This is a genomic window from Saccharicrinis aurantiacus (genome assembly GCF_001660705.2).
In the GTDB taxonomy this organism is placed as follows: Bacteria; Bacteroidota; Bacteroidia; order Bacteroidales; family Marinilabiliaceae; genus Saccharicrinis; species Saccharicrinis aurantiacus.
The window spans coordinates 206,236-225,281 of record NZ_LYBV02000007.1 but is presented as its reverse complement, the minus strand read 5'-3'; the positions used below and the strand labels follow the sequence as shown (position 1 = coordinate 225,281).

20 protein-coding genes are annotated in these 19,046 nt (G+C 32.5%); 10 read left to right on the top strand and 10 right to left on the bottom strand.

All coding sequences use genetic code 11. The annotated features are described in order from the left end of the window. Positions 1–169: 169 nt before the first annotated feature. The 4 genes from bcp to A8B35_RS03405 all read left to right on the top strand — a co-directional run bounded on the left by bcp (position 170) and on the right by A8B35_RS03405 (position 3,061). Positions 170–637 carry a thioredoxin-dependent thiol peroxidase gene (bcp, locus tag A8B35_RS03420; RefSeq protein ID WP_075602005.1) on the top strand — a complete coding sequence of 156 codons (468 nt, stop codon included), beginning with the start codon at positions 170–172 and terminating at the stop codon, positions 635–637. 21 nt (positions 638–658) lie between these two features. After that, the gene (gene recA, locus A8B35_RS03415) at positions 659–1,666 is read left to right on the top strand and encodes a recombinase RecA (protein ID WP_075602004.1); all 1,008 of its coding nucleotides are present in this window, start codon (positions 659–661) and stop codon (positions 1,664–1,666) included. 61 nt (positions 1,667–1,727) lie between these two features. Continuing rightward, entirely contained in the window at positions 1,728–2,615 is an 888-nt protein-coding gene (rarD, locus tag A8B35_RS03410) for an EamA family transporter RarD (protein ID WP_075602003.1), read from the top strand. 62 nt (positions 2,616–2,677) lie between these two features. Further along, positions 2,678–3,061 carry a hypothetical protein gene (locus A8B35_RS03405; protein WP_075602002.1) on the top strand — a complete coding sequence of 128 codons (384 nt, stop codon included), beginning with the start codon at positions 2,678–2,680 and terminating at the stop codon, positions 3,059–3,061. A gap of 34 nt (positions 3,062–3,095) precedes the next feature. Here the strand turns inward: A8B35_RS03405 and A8B35_RS03400 are convergent, their stop codons facing one another. From A8B35_RS03400 to A8B35_RS03375, 6 genes are all read right to left on the bottom strand, one after another. Then, positions 3,096–3,614, bottom strand: a complete 519-nt coding sequence (locus tag A8B35_RS03400) for an outer membrane protein (RefSeq protein ID WP_171973150.1) — start codon at positions 3,612–3,614, stop codon at positions 3,096–3,098. A gap of 107 nt (positions 3,615–3,721) precedes the next feature. Further along, on the bottom strand, positions 3,722–4,663 hold the full coding sequence (locus A8B35_RS03395; protein ID WP_075602000.1) for a TonB family protein: 942 nt from the start codon (positions 4,661–4,663) through the stop codon (positions 3,722–3,724). Between the two features lie 8 nt (positions 4,664–4,671). Then, positions 4,672–5,067: an ExbD/TolR family protein gene (locus tag A8B35_RS03390; protein WP_075601999.1), complete on the bottom strand. Its 396-nt coding sequence runs from the start codon at positions 5,065–5,067 to the stop codon at positions 4,672–4,674. Positions 5,068–5,100: 33 nt separating this feature from the next. Next, positions 5,101–5,448, bottom strand: coding sequence for an ExbD/TolR family protein (locus A8B35_RS03385; RefSeq protein ID WP_222844089.1), 348 nt, complete (start codon positions 5,446–5,448; stop codon positions 5,101–5,103). Between the two features lie 54 nt (positions 5,449–5,502). Continuing rightward, a complete protein-coding gene (locus A8B35_RS03380; RefSeq protein ID WP_075601997.1) occupies positions 5,503–6,195 on the bottom strand; it encodes a MotA/TolQ/ExbB proton channel family protein in 693 nt (230 codons plus the stop codon). Between the two features lie 84 nt (positions 6,196–6,279). Beyond that, entirely contained in the window at positions 6,280–10,686 is a 4,407-nt protein-coding gene (locus A8B35_RS03375) for a translocation/assembly module TamB domain-containing protein (protein ID WP_171973148.1), read from the bottom strand. 198 nt (positions 10,687–10,884) lie between these two features. Between A8B35_RS03375 and tsaD the strand changes: the two genes are divergently transcribed. The 6 genes from tsaD (at position 10,885) to A8B35_RS03350 (ending at position 15,765) form a co-directional block, all read left to right on the top strand. After that, the gene (tsaD, locus tag A8B35_RS03370) at positions 10,885–11,904 is read left to right on the top strand and encodes a tRNA (adenosine(37)-N6)-threonylcarbamoyltransferase complex transferase subunit TsaD (protein WP_075601995.1); all 1,020 of its coding nucleotides are present in this window, start codon (positions 10,885–10,887) and stop codon (positions 11,902–11,904) included. A 113-nt stretch (positions 11,905–12,017) separates the two neighbouring features. After that, positions 12,018–12,308: a PqqD family protein gene (locus tag A8B35_RS03365; protein ID WP_075601994.1), complete on the top strand. Its 291-nt coding sequence runs from the start codon at positions 12,018–12,020 to the stop codon at positions 12,306–12,308. Positions 12,309–12,332: 24 nt separating this feature from the next. Continuing rightward, entirely contained in the window at positions 12,333–12,554 is a 222-nt protein-coding gene (locus A8B35_RS23135; protein ID WP_139314794.1) for a hypothetical protein, read from the top strand. A gap of 12 nt (positions 12,555–12,566) precedes the next feature. After that, on the top strand, positions 12,567–13,466 hold the full coding sequence (locus tag A8B35_RS03360; protein WP_075601993.1) for a phosphoenolpyruvate carboxykinase (ATP): 900 nt from the start codon (positions 12,567–12,569) through the stop codon (positions 13,464–13,466). Continuing rightward, complete coding sequence (locus A8B35_RS03355; protein ID WP_075601992.1) at positions 13,463–13,924, top strand: S24/S26 family peptidase; 462 nt, start codon at positions 13,463–13,465, stop codon at positions 13,922–13,924. Before A8B35_RS03360 ends, A8B35_RS03355 begins: the two co-directional genes overlap by 4 nt. Positions 13,925–13,980: 56 nt before the next feature. Beyond that, positions 13,981–15,765: an ABC transporter ATP-binding protein gene (locus A8B35_RS03350; protein WP_083634294.1), complete on the top strand. Its 1,785-nt coding sequence runs from the start codon at positions 13,981–13,983 to the stop codon at positions 15,763–15,765. A 2-nt stretch (positions 15,766–15,767) separates the two neighbouring features. On the opposite strand, the gene A8B35_RS03345 is transcribed toward A8B35_RS03350, so the two are convergent. The 4 genes from A8B35_RS03345 to A8B35_RS03330 are packed head-to-tail and all read right to left on the bottom strand — an operon-like array spanning position 15,768 to position 18,980. After that, positions 15,768–17,240 (bottom strand): outer membrane beta-barrel protein, encoded by a 1,473-nt coding sequence (locus tag A8B35_RS03345; RefSeq protein WP_075601991.1) that lies wholly within the window; start codon positions 17,238–17,240, stop codon positions 15,768–15,770. Positions 17,241–17,245: 5 nt separating this feature from the next. Then, complete coding sequence (locus A8B35_RS03340) at positions 17,246–17,866, bottom strand: RNA polymerase sigma factor (protein WP_245820765.1); 621 nt, start codon at positions 17,864–17,866, stop codon at positions 17,246–17,248. Between the two features lie 36 nt (positions 17,867–17,902). After that, the gene (smpB, locus tag A8B35_RS03335) at positions 17,903–18,358 is read right to left on the bottom strand and encodes an SsrA-binding protein SmpB (protein ID WP_075601990.1); all 456 of its coding nucleotides are present in this window, start codon (positions 18,356–18,358) and stop codon (positions 17,903–17,905) included. 10 nt (positions 18,359–18,368) lie between these two features. Continuing rightward, complete coding sequence (locus A8B35_RS03330; RefSeq protein ID WP_075601989.1) at positions 18,369–18,980, bottom strand: Yip1 family protein; 612 nt, start codon at positions 18,978–18,980, stop codon at positions 18,369–18,371. Between the last annotated feature and the right edge of the window lie 66 nt (positions 18,981–19,046).

Sequence of the window (19,046 nt, the reverse complement as noted above, 5' to 3'; positions counted from 1 at the left end):
TTGACAATATATTTTTTGTCAAAAGTAAAAATATAAGCTAAACAATAGAAGTAATAGTAAAAGAAACTCGCTATTGTAAACGGAATTAGCCAACACAAAATAATTTTGAACCAAGTAAGGCCAATATCGTTTTTTAAAGAATATATTTGTAACCAATAATAAAAACAAGATGAGCATATTAAAAGAAGGTGATAAAGCACCTAATTTTCAAGGATTAAACCAAGATGGGAAAGAAATTTCTTTAGCTGATTTTACGGGTAAAAAAGTTATTTTATACTTCTACCCTAAGGATAACACCCCTGGCTGTACTGCTGAATCGTGTAATTTAAATGACAATTATGCTGATTTAACCAGTAAAGGTTTCGAGGTAGTTGGAGTAAGCCCAGATAGTGCAGCTTCGCACCTGAAGTTTATTGCTAAATTTGACTTCCAATTCAATTTAATTGCAGATACAGAGAAAGTAATTCTTGAGCAATACAATGCTTGGGGCTTAAAGAAAATGTATGGCAGAGAATACATGGGTGTTATCAGAAAAACTTTTATCATTAATGAAGATGGCATCATCGAAAAGATTATTGAAAAAGTAAAAACAAAAGATCACACCAATCAGATTTACAAAGAATTAAACCTTATTTAAATATCATTTCAAAGCATAAAAATGGCAGATAAACAAGAAATTAACAAGGAAAAATTAAAAGCGTTGCAACTTACCATGGATAAGATTGACAAATCTTATGGTAAAGGAACAATAATGAAATTAGGCGAAGAAAATATTGAAGACATCCCTGTTATTTCAACTGGGTCTTTATCGCTTGATATGGCCTTGGGAGTAGGTGGTTTTCCTAAAGGTAGAGTTATTGAAATATATGGCCCTGAATCATCTGGTAAAACTACTTTAGCAATACATGCAATTGCTGAGGCCCAAAAAGCCGGAGGTATTGCTGCTTTTATTGATGCAGAGCATGCTTTTGATCGATTTTATGCTGAAAAATTAGGAGTTGATATTGACAACTTATTAATTTCTCAACCGGATAATGGGGAGCAAGCTTTAGAAATTGCTGACCAGTTAATTAGATCTTCTGCCATTGATATTATCATTATTGACTCGGTTGCTGCTTTAACTCCAAAAGCTGAGATTGAAGGTGAAATGGGAGATTCAAGAATGGGACTACAAGCTCGTTTAATGAGTCAGGCATTACGTAAACTTACTTCAAGCATTAACAAAACAGGTACTTGTTGCGTATTCATTAACCAATTAAGAGAAAAAATTGGTGTTATGTTTGGTAACCCTGAAACCACAACTGGTGGTAATGCACTTAAGTTTTACGCTTCGTTAAGGTTAGATATCAGACGTGCTGCACAAATAAAAGATGGTGAAGATGTTGTTGGTAACCACACAAGAGTGAAGGTTGTTAAGAACAAGGTAGCACCTCCATTCCAAAAAGCTGAGTTTGATATAATGTATGGAAAAGGAATTTCTAAAGTAGGTGAGATTCTTGATTTAGGAGTTGACCTAGAAATAATTAAAAAGAGTGGCTCATGGTTTAGCTATGGCGAAACAAAACTAGGGCAAGGTAGAGAAGCTGTTAAAAATGTAATTGCTGACAACCCTGAACTAATGGAAGAGTTAGAGCAAAAAATAATTGAAGCAAAAAATGCTAAATAACTTTAGCTAAAACAAATATACTAAACCGGGTATATCCCGGTTTTTTTATACCCTAAAATAAATGAACAAAAAAAGCTCATTAAGAGGATATCTATACGTTTTTCAAGCGTTTGCGATGTGGGGTGTGCTCGCCATATATTGGAAAACACTTAAGCATATTCCTAGTTGGGAGTTACTTTCGCACAGAGTGATCTGGTCCTTCATCATACTTAGTGTTATCACCTTCTTTTTTCAAAAGGATAACATACTTACCATTTGGAAAAATAAGAAAGATAGATATACACTACTTGTATCGTCAGTTTTAATAGGTATTAATTGGGGCGTTTTTATTTATGCTGTAAATGCAAACAGAATAGTTGAAGCCAGCTTGGGCTATTATATTACTCCTTTGGTTAATATATTTTTAGGCATTGTTTTTTTGAAGGAAAAATTATCTCCAATAAAAACTGTTGCCCTTATTTTGGCTGTTACGGCCGTTTTATTTTTAGCCATACAAGCGGGTAAACCTCCTCTTATATCCTTATTACTAGCATTTTCATTTGGTATTTACGGACTTATAAAGAAAACTACTACTGTTGATACATTACCCTCATTAGCCTTTGAAACTACTGCGCTCTTACCGATAGCTCTCGGTTACCAAATCTTTTTATTTAGCAATGGTTCAAATCACATGCTTAATACCGATATTCAATCGTTATTAATGCTATTGGGCACAGGAATCATAACTATTTTACCTTTGTATTGGTTTATGAAAGGAGCTAAAAAAATCAGCTTAATTTCGGTTGGTTTCTTTCAATATACCGCCCCAACAATAATGCTACTTATTGGTATTTTTATATACGATGAACCTTTTAACTTAAATGAAGCCCTCGCATTTGGAATTATTTGGCTCGCGATAATCCTATATGTAGTTTCTTTAATCAATGATAAGCCAAAACCTGAAAAATAATTTTATTTACATAACATAAATTAATATATTCGCACTCAATTCTTTAATCTAACCTATTTAAAATGATTAATCTAAACAACAAAGTTTTTATTACTGTTGAGAATTCAACGTACGGAGATACAAATAATCAAACTTTCTTCCATTATCAACAAAAAGGGAATAAAGTAAGTGCAAAGTACTTTGGAGGTCCAATAAAGACCGGCTTTTTAAGCGGAATTATTGATAGTAACGGAGAATTAGATATGCAGTACCACCATGTTAATTCAAAAAATGAATTATTAACAGGTGTATGCCATTCGAAAATTCGGAAAATGATAGATGGCAAAATCAGAATAATTGAAAACTGGAGTTGGACTAGCCGAACCTTTGCAAAAGGCCAATCGATACTTGAAGAAGTAAATGATGATGATAAAGCCAACTTCCTTAAAATTGCCACAGGCTTTTAAGGAAAGCTGTGACAATTGAATAGTATATTACTCTCTAAAACATATACTGAATACTTGCTCCAAGTCTTACATAGGAACCATCAGAGCTTGTATATCGAAATTCTGATGCTAAATTCAAGTTATCTGCTAATTTATAATTACATCCAACACCTAAATTGATACCCACCTTTGTTGTTGAGTTAGTATAATTAGTGTGAATAATATCTTCTCCCGGTTTTATATATATTGGATAATCATACTTTACAAAGGTAAATGCCAAACCACCTATACCGTAAAAGTTTAGTCGCGAATCCTGTTCGTGAAATATATAGTGTGCATCAAACTCAAGTATATTATAACTCAAATTATTGTTCTCAAATATATGGCTATAGCCTATGGCTCCTTCCCACTCATTGGTAAACTGATAAACCCCATTAAATTGAAGCCCTAAGTTGGATACATTACTACAGTATACCAAGCCTCCCCCTATACGTAATTTACTCTCATCAAATGATTGTGCTGAAATTACATTCACAACCATAAACATCACCACTAACAGATAAAATTTTCTCATTATATAATTACATTTATTTTGCCCACATAAAGCCAATAAGGCAAGAGGAAATACTATACTCATTTGTAGAAATAGCTAGCTTTATTGTTAAAACATAAAGCTAAACTCTAATAGTTATCAAAATGATAAGTGATAGTTCCTTTTTGGATAGGCGATTTTGGATCTTGACTAAACTTTGCTTTAAAGGCAGCCTTAATAGCCTCTGCTTTTAAAGCTTGGCTTTGCGAACCTTCTGAACCTCTTAACTGATATTCTGCACCAATAACATCACCGTATTTATTTACTGTAATGGCAATAACTACAACACCTGTTTCCTGAATATTATATGCTGGTCGAGGCAAGTCACTTTTTAAAGATCGCCCTGTTAAATCGAACCCAGTTCCTGAATTCCCTAAACCACTGCCTGATCTATTCTTTGAATTAGGATCGCCAGTAACATACCCTTGATTTCCTGAACCTCCTGCATCGCCTTCTGATGCACTTGTACTATTTGATTTACCAAAAGCAGACCCCACATTATTGCGGGCTTCATCTTTTATTCTTTGTTCTTCCTCTCTTTTTTTACGCTCCGCCTCTTCTTTTAATCGTTTTTCTTCAGCCGCCTTTGCTTCAGCTATTGCTTTTTCGTTAGCAATACGCTCCTCTTCAAGTCTCTTTTTACGATCTTCTTCTTCCTTTCTCTTCTGCTTGGCTTTCTCTTCCTCGCGCTTTTTCTTTTCTTCTTTTTCTTTCTGTAATTGAGCCTTTGTTTTTACCACAGGAGCTTCTTCAAAATCTTGCGTTTTAACATTCTCTTCCGATTTAGAGCTTGATTCCTCAACTGGCTTTGGCGGCGGAGTTGTTTTTTGAACAGGAGGCGTTGATGGTGTTGTAGAGGCTTTGGGAGGCTCTACCTTACCCTGTCCGGTTTGCACATTACCTAAGTTCACTAATATACCTTCCTCTTCGTTTGGCAAGGCTTTCAAGCCAAAGAAAATTAAGATTAACAATATTATGGCATGAAAAATTACAGAACCTATAACTCCTTGTTTATTATATTTCTTTTCCATAATTAATCTTACTTAGGTTGTGTTGCTAAAATAAGTTTATACTTATTACGAATAGCAATGTCTCTTACTTTCCCCACTATCGAAAAAGGAACTGATTCATCTACATGCAAAGCAATATAGGTTTCAGGTTCGTTAGCCATTATTTCCTTTAGCGTGCGTTCAATCTTCCAAAAAGGAATGGGTTCTCCTGCTAAAAAATATTTCTGATCTTTATTTATAGATATTGTCGTGTTTGGCTTAGCAGAAACTTGATGATCGCTTTTAGGTAATACTAAATCTTTATTGGCTGGAGGCGTTACGAGTGTAGAAGTAATCATAAAAAATATCAGTAACAAAAACACAATATCGGTCATACTACTCATACTAAAACCTGAATCTACTTTACTTCTTCGCTTTAAAGCCATCGTGTATGCTATTTTTTACTTTAAAAGTTCTAACTATCGTATATCCAAAACTACTTTAACACCATAAGATTCTGCAACATCAAGTATAGGCGCTGTAGCACCTGTTGAAGCGCCTCTATCCGTTCTTAACTTTATAAACGTTTTATTGGGCGAATTTGATATATCTATAATCGCTTTTTCTAATGAAGTTTGAGTTACCCTCTTATTATTGTAATAATAATTACCTACCGGTGAAACTCGGATATTTACAAATTCATCAACAATTACTTTTTTCGATGCTTGTTTTGGTATCAGTAACTTTATGGCATTAGGATGCACCATTGTTGATGTAATCATAAAGAATATCAACAATAGAAATACAATATCAGTCATGCTACTCATGCTGAAGCTAGTACTTATTTTAGATCTGCGCTTTAAGGCCATAATACAAATAAACTATGCTGCTGGTTCATTTAATAAATCCATAAACTCCATGGTTCTAGCCTCAAGTGTAAACACTACTTTTTCTACACGAGCTACTAAAAAGTTATAGGCAAAATAAGCTATAATACCAACAACCAAACCGGCTACAGTAGTAACCATCGCAGTATAAATACCTGAAGACAATACTCCTACATCAATATTACTACCTGCACTGGCCATATCAAAAAAGGCTTTAATCATACCTATTACTGTACCTAAAAAGCCAATCATTGGCGCTCCACCTGCAACAGTTGCTAAAGTTGGTAGACCTTTTTCTAATCGAGAAATTTCGAGGTTACCTACATTCTCAATAGCAGTATTCACATCTTGCAAAGGTCGGCCAATACGACTAATTCCTTTTGCTATCATTCTGCTAACCGGGTTATCAACTTGCTCGCAAAGGCTTAATGCCGAATCTAATTTACCCTCCAATATGTAATCTTTAATTTTGTTCATGAAGCTTAAATCCTCGGTAGCGGCTTTTTTTATAGCAAAATACCTTTCAAAGAATATATAAACTGCAACAAATGATAATAACAATAGAGGTATCATAATCCAACCTCCTTTTATAGCCATATCAATGTAGTTGATTTCATTTTCAGCAACTTCGGCTGCAATTTCTGATCCTTCGGTTACTGCCGATTGTATAAAAAGTAACAAGCTCATGATTTTTGATAATTAGTTTCGAATAGCAAAAATATAAAAAATAGCATATCAGCAACATTAAAACTCTTTAAGTTAGCGATGAAGTTACTCATCCTCTAATTTAATCTCATCTTCATTTTTACCTTTTCCGGTAATTATTTTCCAATATTTCTGAAATAACTCTCCAAAAGTATTAAAGTCTTCTTGATAAGATAAACCGACACCCTGTGTTGTTGGCGAGCTATCATAGCTAAAATCATCGTTGCTCCGAGTATACACCTTGGCTCTAAGACTGCCTTTTTTATTAAGTTTGATATCCATATCGAAATCACCTACAATGTTACTTGCATTTTGCTGAACAGGAGCTGAGTTTTCGCTATACTTACCATATTCAACATTACCATTTATGGTAACTCTATCGTTTAGTATTTGAGTAGATAAGGCTACTTCAATCTCCTCACGAGAAATGTTATCCTCAGGACGATAAGCGACTCCAATATCAACATCTTTACTAATTTGAGATAACAAACTACTTAACTGACTTGATAAAACCTCAGAAGCATTAGCACTAACTGCATTACCAACTCCTTGGTTTTGCCCTCCAGAATTTGCATTATATTCAGGAGTGTAGAACTTATTTAAAACCAATAACGATAATATCTGGCGGTTTAGTTCCTCTTCGGTACTAATAGCATCCTGAATTAAATTTTGATTGGTTTGAGTTAACGTTGGTGCATTTATCTCAAAGCTAACTGCGGGTCGGGTTAATTGATCTTCTAATATCAAGTCACAATGAATCGGCACTCTCCTCGAGGCTTCTCCTGTTAATTCTTCAGAACCATATACACCCGTTTGAATTAAAGGAGCTATACTAGTTTTAATTTTATAAGTTGCAGTTAAGTCAATAATGGCTTCATACGGATCGCCCTGCCATGTGATAGTACCTCCATTATTAATGTCGAATTTTTTATTAATTACATTCTCTAATGAAAAGAAATACTCTCCGCTAGAGGCTGTGTATTGGCCAAAGAAGAATATTTCTTTGTCCCTATTCATTTGTATTTGCAAATCCGCTTTTCCATTTGATTTTAGAAGGTCGCCCACATTAGGATCGAATATAACTTGAACCTGAGCTTCTGGAGTTATTTCCATTTCCATATTCAGCTCATAATTATTCCTTTCCGCTACATATTCCTCTTCTTCAATGGCAACCTCACTAGAATCTATATTAGGATTATAAAATTGAATAAAATTATTATTTAAAGATGCAGATCGATTATTCAGAGGTATGTATAAACGTGAGTTTTTTTCATTTCGGGCTTTTATATCAATTTCCATGTTATAAGTAGTACCAGTAACCGATAAAGCACCAGAACCATATACCGTTCCATAATACATTTCATTATCCAACTCACGCGTATTTAGCAGAAGCATATTATTAGCATTAACTGATAAATCGTAATGCATATCCTTAAAACTTTTATGCGCAATTATCCCTTTTAAAGCTCCTTTTTTATTATGAATATCAGTTAATTCATTATCAAAAATTATTTGCTCTGGTTTCAGAGTAATTGAATCATCAACAAAGAATGAACATTTAATTAAGTCCACACTAAAATTAACATGGTTTAAAGCAACTTTACCTTCAAGCCCAATTCCCGTATCAGTTTTCCGTAAACCAACATTGCCCGAACTAGTTCCACGTATATTTTGCATGACTTTATTTAGATAAATTTCTAGAAACCCAACAGGTAAGCTATCTAGCTTAAAATCGAAATTATAATCTTTACTTTTAGGATTAAAAAAACCACCGCCACCAAGAAGTTCTCTATTCCCTTTTTTTATTTCTGTACTTATCTTGACCTCTTCCTCCTGTCTATCATAGACTGATTCTGCAAAAAAATCGCCAATTAATTCATGGTTAACATCAAGGCTATCAATTCTAACATCACTCGATATTACAGGATTTAAATAACTCTCTTCAAACTTTAAGTTTGCATTAAGCAAGCCAGCTATATGTACTTTGTTTAGAGCCCTAAGACTCATGGCATTTTCCAAATCAAAGTTCTGTATATTTACTTCTAGATCCGCGTTTTTATCTGATAACGAACCATTCATATTAAGTTCCTGCCTTGCATTAAATATGCGCAGGGCATTTATATGCATTCCATTAGGTACTATATTGATACGAGATTGCTGAATAGTCCATAAAGAATCACTTATAACGTAAGATGATGGTTCAATATTTAACTGAGTAAATAATCTTTCATTAGGTTTATTAAATTTGGTTACAATGTTTAAGTCGCCTTTATAATTTTCAATTTCCTTCTTGTCATCCCAATTTATATTAAGTAATAAACTATCTGAAAATGCTTCTTGGGTAGTATTAAAATTGTTAAACGATACTAAAGATCCAATATTAAAAGCATTAACGGATATTGAATTTTTAATATTACCACCATTTAAATTAAGAGCCATTTTTAACTTATTCGCTTCAACATTGCCGTAGGTAATTGATTTTGAGTTGGCGTTAATTTGGATTGTTTGTTTATCGGAATTCAAATTACCCTGTAAAAACGAACCTTTAGCAATTTTAACTGACGGGCTTATAATAGATAGTAAAGGATTAATATCTGTTGCAACAAGCTTAAAATCTATACTATTACCAGAAATCTCATAAGGTTCACTTTTCGTAAAAATAGAGGGTAAGGTTTTATGTAAGTAGTAATATACCTGATTAGACAATGTAGCAACTTCATATCTACCATTAAAATACCCATTAATTATATCTGATGTTATCGTGATATTATGCGTACTATCTAGGTCGTTAAAACTTACATTTAAACTATCCAATTGATACTGCTTATCCAAAGCAGACAAATGACCATCATGTATTAAAACATTACCATTGATTGTATTTAAACTTTGTCCGAATAGTTTTGCATTAACTTTAAATCCGATTTCACTATCATTTAACTTAGGAAAGAAATGGAGTTGATTCGGCTTTATATTATTCACATCGGCAACAAAATCAAACTCAGGTAGATCCTTTGTAAAATCAACTTGACCATCAAACTCTAAATCAATATTCGGGTCTTTTAAAATAACATTCCCATTAAACTTTTTATTGGATAGGTAACCTTTTAACTGAACATGCTCGTAATTGTATCCTCTAATATCTATCGAATCAATTTTACCATCAACCAAAGCACGATATTGCATATCGTTTGTTCTATACCCATTAACTGATAATGCCAATGAGACCCTATTTAAATTCTCTTCTGAATTGAATAATTCGCCAATTTTAAATTGTTTGGTATCTAATAATCCCGCATAAATAATTTTACCATCAGCTGTAGTTTTCACACCAATATCAGTACTTAAGTCACCTAATTCTGTTTGGAAATTACCGAATGCAACAATATCATTTGAAAACCCTGAAATTTTTCCCTTAAATTTAACATCCCCAATTTTATTAATTGAATTAGCAATTGTTAAATTCTGGTTTTCCCTGTTTAGGTTAATTAGTTTAATTATATCATTTGGGGTTGTTCGGAGATCTTTAATATTTAAATAAACATAAGCATCTTCAATATTCGATAAATCTCGAACTTGGAAATTGGTTTTCACACTCGTTCCTGTACCAAAACTCAAAGAAACCGCACTACCTTTAAAATCATTTAAAGTCCCTCTAAATTTACCACTCAAATTAATAGCATTCTTAAAAACTGGTGATTTAGGTATAAACTGCTGAATGTCCTTTGACGTACTTTTTAAAGATTTAATTTTTAAAGCGAACTGTGGTCCATCCCAATAATCATTTAAATCAACAATAGTATCGTATTTCAGCCTAAAATAATCAATGGCTAAAAAAGTATTTCTCGATTTTAAAGATAAATCTTCAAAACCTAATCCATTTTTTCCATAACCAACTGAGCACTTTAGTTCATTAATAGCAATACCCTGATGTTCTATAAACGAGAATTTATCAATCCTCAACGAAAGAGAATCGTTAACTGTTTTAATGTTACTAATTGTTGCATTAAAATTGTCTATTGTAAAATTATTTGGATTAAACTTTAAACTAATACTATCTGCATCGTAATTGATATACCGAAGCTTACTCTTTCTTATTTTTATTGTTTGAAGAGTAAACTTCCAGTCAAAATCCCCAGAGCTATTTTTCCCTAATGAATCAAGTAGAAATTCAAAATTACTTTTATTCTTTTGCTTTACAATATGAGACTGCAAGCTGCTTACACTTACATTACCAAAATTAATCCGTTTTCCTTTAATACTAAAGCTATTTATAGGAGCTTCAAATCGCTTTACATATAAAAGAGTGTCATTATTTACATCTTTTAGTAAAAGATCATTGATTTCAATATTCTTTATTGGCTTAAAATAAATGGTTGAGAAACTAACTTCTGTACCCCAATCGTTTGATAAAGTTTTAGTAATAGAATTACCTACATAATTCTGAACGCTTGGTATCAGAATTACGAGACTCAACAATACCGGTAGTATCAACAAACCTAATATCGCTATAGATAATATTTTAACGGATTTTTTAATATTTTTGTGCTTTAATTGCAAAAGTAATCAAAAAACGTTTTTAGCTTAGTTTTATTCCACAAACATTAAGCTAAATGCAGTAAACTATTTATTAAGGGTAATATATTATCTATATAAATAAAACACAGAAATAAAATGAGCATTTATATACTTGGAATAGAATCTTCCTGCGATGATACATCAGCTTCAGTTTTTAAAGATGACACTGTGTTATCAAATAAGGTAGCAAATCAAGATGTTCATATGGCATACGGTGGCGTTGTGCCAGAGTTAGCTTCAAGAGCGCATCAGCAAAATATTATACCTGTAGTAGACAAAGCGTTAAAAGAAGCTAATGTTAAACCTGAGAAAATTGATGCCATTGCATTTACAAGAGGTCCTGGACTAATGGGATCTTTATTAGTAGGCACTTCCTTTGCAAAAGGCTTTGCATTAGCAAATAACATTCCACTCATTGATGTAAACCATTTACATGCTCATATAATGGCTCATTTTATAAATGAACCTGATAACGATATAAAACATCCATCTTTCCCTTTTTTATGCCTATTAGTTTCAGGAGGAAATAGTCAGATTGTTTTGGTTAAAAGCCATACAGAAATGGAAGTAGTAGGACAAACTATTGATGACGCAGCAGGCGAAGCATTTGATAAATGCGCCAAAGTTATGGGCTTGCCATATCCTGGAGGTCCATTAATTGATAAGTTAGCAAAAGATGGGAATCCTAATGCTTTCAAGTTCTCTAAACCACGAATAAAAGGCTACGACTATAGTTTTAGTGGATTAAAAACCTCATTTTTATATTTCCTGAGAGATCAACTAAAAGAGAATGAAAACTTCATTGAAGAAAATAAGAACGATTTGTGCGCCTCATTACAAGCTACCATAATTGATATTCTTTTAATCAAACTGAAACTAGCTGCAAAAGACTTGAATATTAAACAAATTGCCCTAGCAGGAGGTGTTTCAGCAAACTCAGGCCTAAGAGACAGCTTACAAAAACTAGCAAAAACACAAAATTGGGAAACCTTTATACCAAAATTTGCGTACACCACCGACAACGCAGCTATGATAGCCGTAACTGGCTATTACAAATATTGTAACAAAGATTTCATTAGCCATGATGCAGCTCCTTTTTCAAGAGTTGTATTTTAGTCTACGAAAATCTGCAATTAGATAGGCTGTAAAGATTATTAATCAAAGTCAATTTTAAATTAACTATTTATAACAGTCATAAAATTGCTTTTTTTATACTTTTGGGGATTACTATGAACAAAATTAATCTAAACGTAGTTTATAAAAAGAGTATTGACTTTGTTGAGAAGCAAATAGGAAATGAAACTGTGTTAGTACCCATTTCCGATAACATTGCTGATATGAATAAAGTTTTTACTCTCAATGAGGTGGGGACCTTTATTTACAATAAGATTAACAACAAAAATTCAGTTAATGATATTTTATCAACTTTAACTGAAGAATATGAGGTAGATAAAGCAATTGCCCATAATGACATTGAGCAATTTATAAATCACGCCTTAAGTAAAGGTGTTATTTTATAACATTAGGAGTGCATTAAACCAATTATGAAAAGAGAGATTAAACATAGAAAATATTATAACTCCCCAGTTATGGACGAGATTATTGTTGATCAAGAGATCTCAATGGTAATGATGTCACCACCAGTTGATCCTGGCCCAGATCCATGGGCTAGCCGAAGCTCATCATCAAGCTCAAGCACCTCAATACAGAATAGCTTTCCATCACAAGAGAATGATCCATTCGGCGGAAATACAGTATCTTATTAGTAGCTTTACGCTATGAATGATGCCAATTTATACGTCAATATTTCAGGTATTAACATTTTAATATCAACTAAAAGTAAATTTATTCAACTTGATTTAAGTTGTTCTATTTCTGCTTATTCCAAAGTTTTTCCTAATCACGCACCAGATTACCATCTAAACTATCATTATTCAGAAGATAGCTATAATCTAACTTCGTATCAAAGAGTCTTTTCTGGCAATTTAACTACGGAAGAATTCCTGAAGTATAAGTGGCATATCTTTAAAAATAAAGAATCGGTTGTTATTAAAATAGATTATGAGAATCACCCTGCAATAGATGAGATAGTTGCTGTTAAAAATAATAATAGCAATACAGTTAATGCATATGTGAAAGGTACATTTCACAACAAACTCATAGTCGACCCATACTCTCACCCTTTTGGTGCCCTATTAAGTTTATATCTATTGCACTGGAACAATGGAGTATTAATACATGCATCGTGCATTATCAACAATGATGAAGCATATGCATTTACCGGCATATCAGGCATTGGCAAATCAACCATGGCAAGATTATGGCACCAAGCCGGACATACAGTCATTAATGACGATAGGCTAGCAATAAGAAATATAGGAGACCATATAAAAGTCTACAATACCCCTATGCCATACTATACCCAAAAACCAATAGAAAGCACACTAACTAAAATATTTATTTTAAAACAACACCCTAATAACTATATAAAACCCTTAAGTGGTGTACATGCATTTACTAAAGTACTGAGTAATTTTATTCAGCAGTTTTATGAGCAAGGTATGATTCAGAATCATTTAGATATAGTTGAATCTATTATCAATAAAATAAAGGTTTACGAGGTAGGCTTCAAGCCAGACGGTGAAATTGTTAAACTAATTAAAGAATTAGACTATTGAACACCCAACGCAAACAACAACTATTACTAGAAGCGATAAAAGAAATGATTGCAGATGGGGTTTCTGTCGAAATTCCTGTACATGGATTAAGTATGTTTCCGTGTTATTTACCAGGCGATGTTGTGAAGGTTATACCAATAGATTTTAACAACCTGAAGAAAGGTGATGTGGTATTCTTTGAGAGACAAAACAGAATTATATTTCACAGACTTATAAAATTTGACCACACTAAAGGCCAATACCTTACAAAAGGTGATAGTTTAATTAATTTTGACAAAACAATTAACAGAGATAAACTATTAGCCATTAGCGTTCTACACAAACGCAATGGTAAGATATTAAAGATACGACACTCTATTTTTATTAAACAGCTGATAGTTATAACTACACCAATATTAGGCTACTTCACCTATTACCTAGCCCGTATTTGGTATAAACTCAAAAACGTCCCCAATTAAATTCATATTTTTATCTTTACATTACTAATTATCATCTAACAAGTAATATTAAACAATTGAAGGATAAAATTAAACACATACTCCGTTCACTTAAAATAGTTTGGCAAAGCTCAAGAAAATGGTCTGTTATAAACGCCTTTGTTATTTTAATCAAAGGATTTTTACCTGTTTGCCTTATATATATTATTAAATTATTGGTTGATGAAATTGCTACATCAATTCAAAACAATAATAACGAGGACTTTACTTTATATATTACACTCTTCTTAACTGGATTATTATTTATACTCAATGCTATATTAACGTCTATTGGCTCGCTAATAAACCAAAAACATTCCTATTCAATAAACGATTATATCCAAAACATCATTCATTCTCATACAACCACTTTTAGCTACAGTTCTTATGAAAATGTAAACTTCCAAAATATATTTCACCGGGCTATAAATGAATCAACAATTCGACCCTCCCGAATATACTATGGTTTTATTAAGATTCTGCAAAACTGCATTACCCTTTTATTAATTGCTGGACTATTAAGCTCGCTGCATTGGTTTGCTATAATTACACTTATAATCACATCACTCCCAATAGTAATACTGAGGTTAAATTATTCGAAACAACTATTTAGCCTTAAGAATAATCAAACCGAAAAAGAAAGAGTTGTAGGATACTACAACAGACTATTAACAGGTAAAGAGTATGCAAAAGAACTTCGTATATTTAACTTAAGCTGGCTTTTTAAGAACCAATATGAGAATCTAAAAGATGAGCTAAGGAACGACCAATTAAACTTATTACGAAGGAAAACAAGCCATGAAATATTCCTACAGATATTTGCATCCGTATCGCTATTCTTAGTATTCGGTTTTGTAACAAAGGAAGCCATCAATGGAAATATCTCACAGGGCACTATGGTAATGTATCTGCTAGCTTTATATAGAGGCTTCGGAATTCTTCAAGAACTTTTAGGAAATATCACAGCTCTCCTTGATGATGGCAATTTCTTAAAAAACTTATTTGAATTTATCGATTACAAACATCCAAACACAAAACACAAAACGAATATTAGTTTTCCAAAAACTATTCAGAAGGGTATTTTTATAGAAAACTTAAGTTTTAAATACCCAAACAGTAAACGTAAGGTATTTAACAATTTTAATTTAAACATAAATAAAGAAGAAACCATAGCCTTAGTTGGGGCAAATGGCGCTGGCAAAACAACCTTAATTAAACTCTTATGTGGATTATACAAACCTAGTTCTGGGAAAATTCTCATTGATGACATTAATTTATCTGATATAAGTAACGAGTCCATTTCTCAAAATATTAGCGTAATATTTCAAGATTTCATGCTTTATAATACAACAGCCAAGGAAAATATTTGGTTTGGTGATGTCAATAAAGAGATGAATGAGGAAGACATTAAGTTGAATGCTGAAAAGGCTGGTATAAAAGAGACTCTAGAAAAATTACCCCAAGGTTTCGACACTAAACTCGGCACTTTATTTAAAGACAGTGAAATGTTGAGTATGGGTGAATGGCAAAGAATGGCCCTCGCGCGTTCATTCTATAATAATGCCCAGTTAATTATTTTAGATGAACCAACAAGTTCGATGGATGCCTTTACAGAAGCTCAGATGATTGAAAATTTTGACAAAATCACTAAAGGAAGAACTGCATTAATTGTGAGTCATCGATTATCAACTATAAACCTAGCAGATAGAGTTGTTGTAATTGATAATAACGAAATTGCTGAAGTTGGTAGTCCAAAAGAACTAATGGCCAATAAAGGTGTTTTTTATGAAATGGCAAATGCTACACAACGTAGCATTATATAAACCTAAAACCTAAAACTAACGCCAGTAAACAACCCGATAGAATAAGGTTTATAATCTGTTGAAGTATCACTTGATACAGAATTCATAAAATACTTCAATCGTGGCTCTAAATTAAACTGAAGCGTTTTCCAAATTGGAGCTTGAAGGCCCAAACCAAACACTGCACTATAATTAACATTATTGATTTGTTCTGTTTCTCCAATCCAGGTTTTATTACCCCCTTCTAGATAGTATACATTGTTATCAACTAAAAAATTTGTACTCATACCTCCGGCAAGAGACAAATTAACCTTACTATCTATTAAGTGATAACGAACCAATAAAGGCACTTCTATAAAATCTAATTCCTGCTGAATATCAATCATTCCAACAGTATTATTTGGACTTCCTAATTCTGGATTACTCACGTTAGGAAGAGATGGCATTTTACCATAATTATCCTCACCAAAAATAGGAACATTCTTAAGGTTTATTTTCCCTAGAGAATTATTTAATGGCACCTCAGTTTCTTTTTCAGTGACTTTAGCTCTATTAGCTCTCATGAATAAAGATCTATCATCACCATATACTTCATTAGAAAATTTTTGTCCTGACTGGGTATAATAGGCCCCTGTTTCAATACTCCATCGACTCTTTGCTTTCACATTTACATTAAGCCCACCGGAAATTGTAACAATTCCTGATTCTTTACTTGCAGTGTTTGAAGCCCCTGAAACTTCTTTATCAGAATAACCAGGTGCAACTTGCCCACCTAAGGTTATTACGTACTTTGACTTACTCTTTGTTGGATTATACACAGAAGGCTTACCTGGAAATGGTTCGTATTCTTTTTTCTGATTATTTTGAGCCAAAATAACTTGAGAGCCTTCTGAATAAACAATTGGTAATGATTCATTCAATTCTTCAGAGCTTGGGGTTTGCTCATTACTACCATCATCTAAAACAACAGCACTTGAATCTACTTCAGTCTCCTCTATTTGAGTTTCTACAATAAATTCTTGCTCATTAGATAAATTAGGTTTCTCGTTATCTTGAGCATTACTTGTCTTAGCTTTATTTTCATTACTTTTTCTAGAGTCGCTAAATTCAGATTGTTCTGATAAAAAGGTCTTTGTTGGCACAACTACTTTTGTGATTGATTCAATTTGCTTTTCCTCCGTTTTAGGTTCATCTGAAGAAATTACGGCAGCCTCCTTAACTATTTTTTCTTTCTCTACTTTTTCATTATTTGAATGATTGTATCCAATAACCTCATTTGAGTTTAAATTATCATCAATACCTTTAAACAACAAACCACTTAAGAAAATAACACCAATAAATGCGGCTGCAGCAAGACTGCGCCATATTACAATACGATTATTATTAGCACGTGCAGTACCTAACTCACTATTGATAGAATCCCATATAAACGCAGGTGGCTCCTCGGTATGACCTTGGAGTCCATCTTTAAATATATTGTCGATATCTTTATTCATATTACTTATGCGGTTTGAATTTCAGCCACATTTGCCTTATTCAATTTATCTTTTAATAATTTTCTTGCTCTAGATAGATTTGATTTAGATGTTCCTTCACTAATACTTAATATCTCTGATATTTCACTATGCGTGTACCCCTCTAATGCATATAAATTAAATACTAATTTATATTTAGGGGGCAACTCTTCAATTAATTTCAATAATTCAGGAAGCTTAACTTTACTTTCCTCAACTTGCTCTTCTATATAATCCCTTTCAAAGTCCTCAATATTATCGGTAAAATAAACCGGGTTCTTTTTTCGGAAAGAAGCTATTATTGTGTTCACCATAATCCTTCTCATCCATCCTTCAAATGAACCTTGGAAATTAAACTGTTTAATATTACTAAAGATCTTAATAAATCCTTCTTGAAGATTGTCTTCTGCTTCAGTTCTATCCTTACAATATTGCAAACACACACCGAACAACCTAGGCGAAAAAAGCTGATAAAGCTCCTTTTGCGCAGCAGGCTTATTCTTTCTGCATTGTTTAATAATATTGTCTAGTTTATCCACCCCAAAAACATTGATACCATTATGTTTTACATCTAAAACAATCATTATGGTAACAACACTTGCTACCATCAAAGATGTATTAGAAACACAAAGGTTGCGTATTATTTAATATATTTTCTTTGTTCTGTCCATTTCGCGCTTAGCATCTTTAAGTTTTAAAGTTTCACGTTTATCATGAGACTTTTTACCTTTTGCTAAGCCTATTTCAACTTTAGCCCAACCCTTATCTGTAATAAATACTTGTAAAGGAATAATGGTTAAGCCAGACTCTTTTGTTTTTCTATTTAATTTTTGCAATTCTTTTTTATGTAACAATAATTTACGCTCCCTTAAGGGCATATGGTTATTATAAGTACCATAAAAGTATTCTGAAATATTAAAACCTTTAACCCAAAGCTCACCATTTACAAAATACGAATAAGCATCAACCAAACTTGCTTTACCAAGACGAAGCGACTTTATTTCAGTACCTGATAATTGAACCCCTGCGACATATTTTTCAATAATTTCGTAGTCAAAATAGGCTTTTTTATTTCTTATATTTATTTTTTGTTTACTCATTACAAACCTGTTAAATTCCTGCACTCATTTGTACAATAACTTTTGATAAAAAAAATGGCATAATTAATACAATACCACTTATTATAATTGTTACTACTACTTTAAAATCTTTTTGCTTAAAATTATCAAACTCAGATACACCAATCCAAATTAAATAAATTGAATAAAGTAGAATAACTGCCAATATCGATAAATCTGGCATCAATAGTATTAAAACCTGATAAATAAAAACACACAAAGAAGAGTAAGCTATTAAACTAGCCGATATCCTATTCAACGATGATTTACTAATTTTTTCATTTAAAAATCCAGGTAAGGCACGTATCAAAATTTGATATCCAATGATATATGTGAAAAACAAAGATGAAAAAACTGCTAAAGATTGCTTAATTGCTTCTCCAAACTCAAGATTGCTGTATATCACTAAATACTTGACAAAAGTAATAATAGTTGCTAAAAACACATAAGGCAGCACAAATGTGCTTAAAATAGCATTCGAGTCATTCTTCTCGTGTAACACTGCAGCCCACTCTTTCTTAGGTTTCACTATTAAGTTGATGCTCCTAACAAATAAATGCTGGTACCTTTGAGTTAGCGATTCTTGTTTAACTTTATCATTCATTAATTAAAAATTCTCCAATGCATAAGCAAATATTCGCTCATTTATCTAGTTTTGTGGTGCAAAATT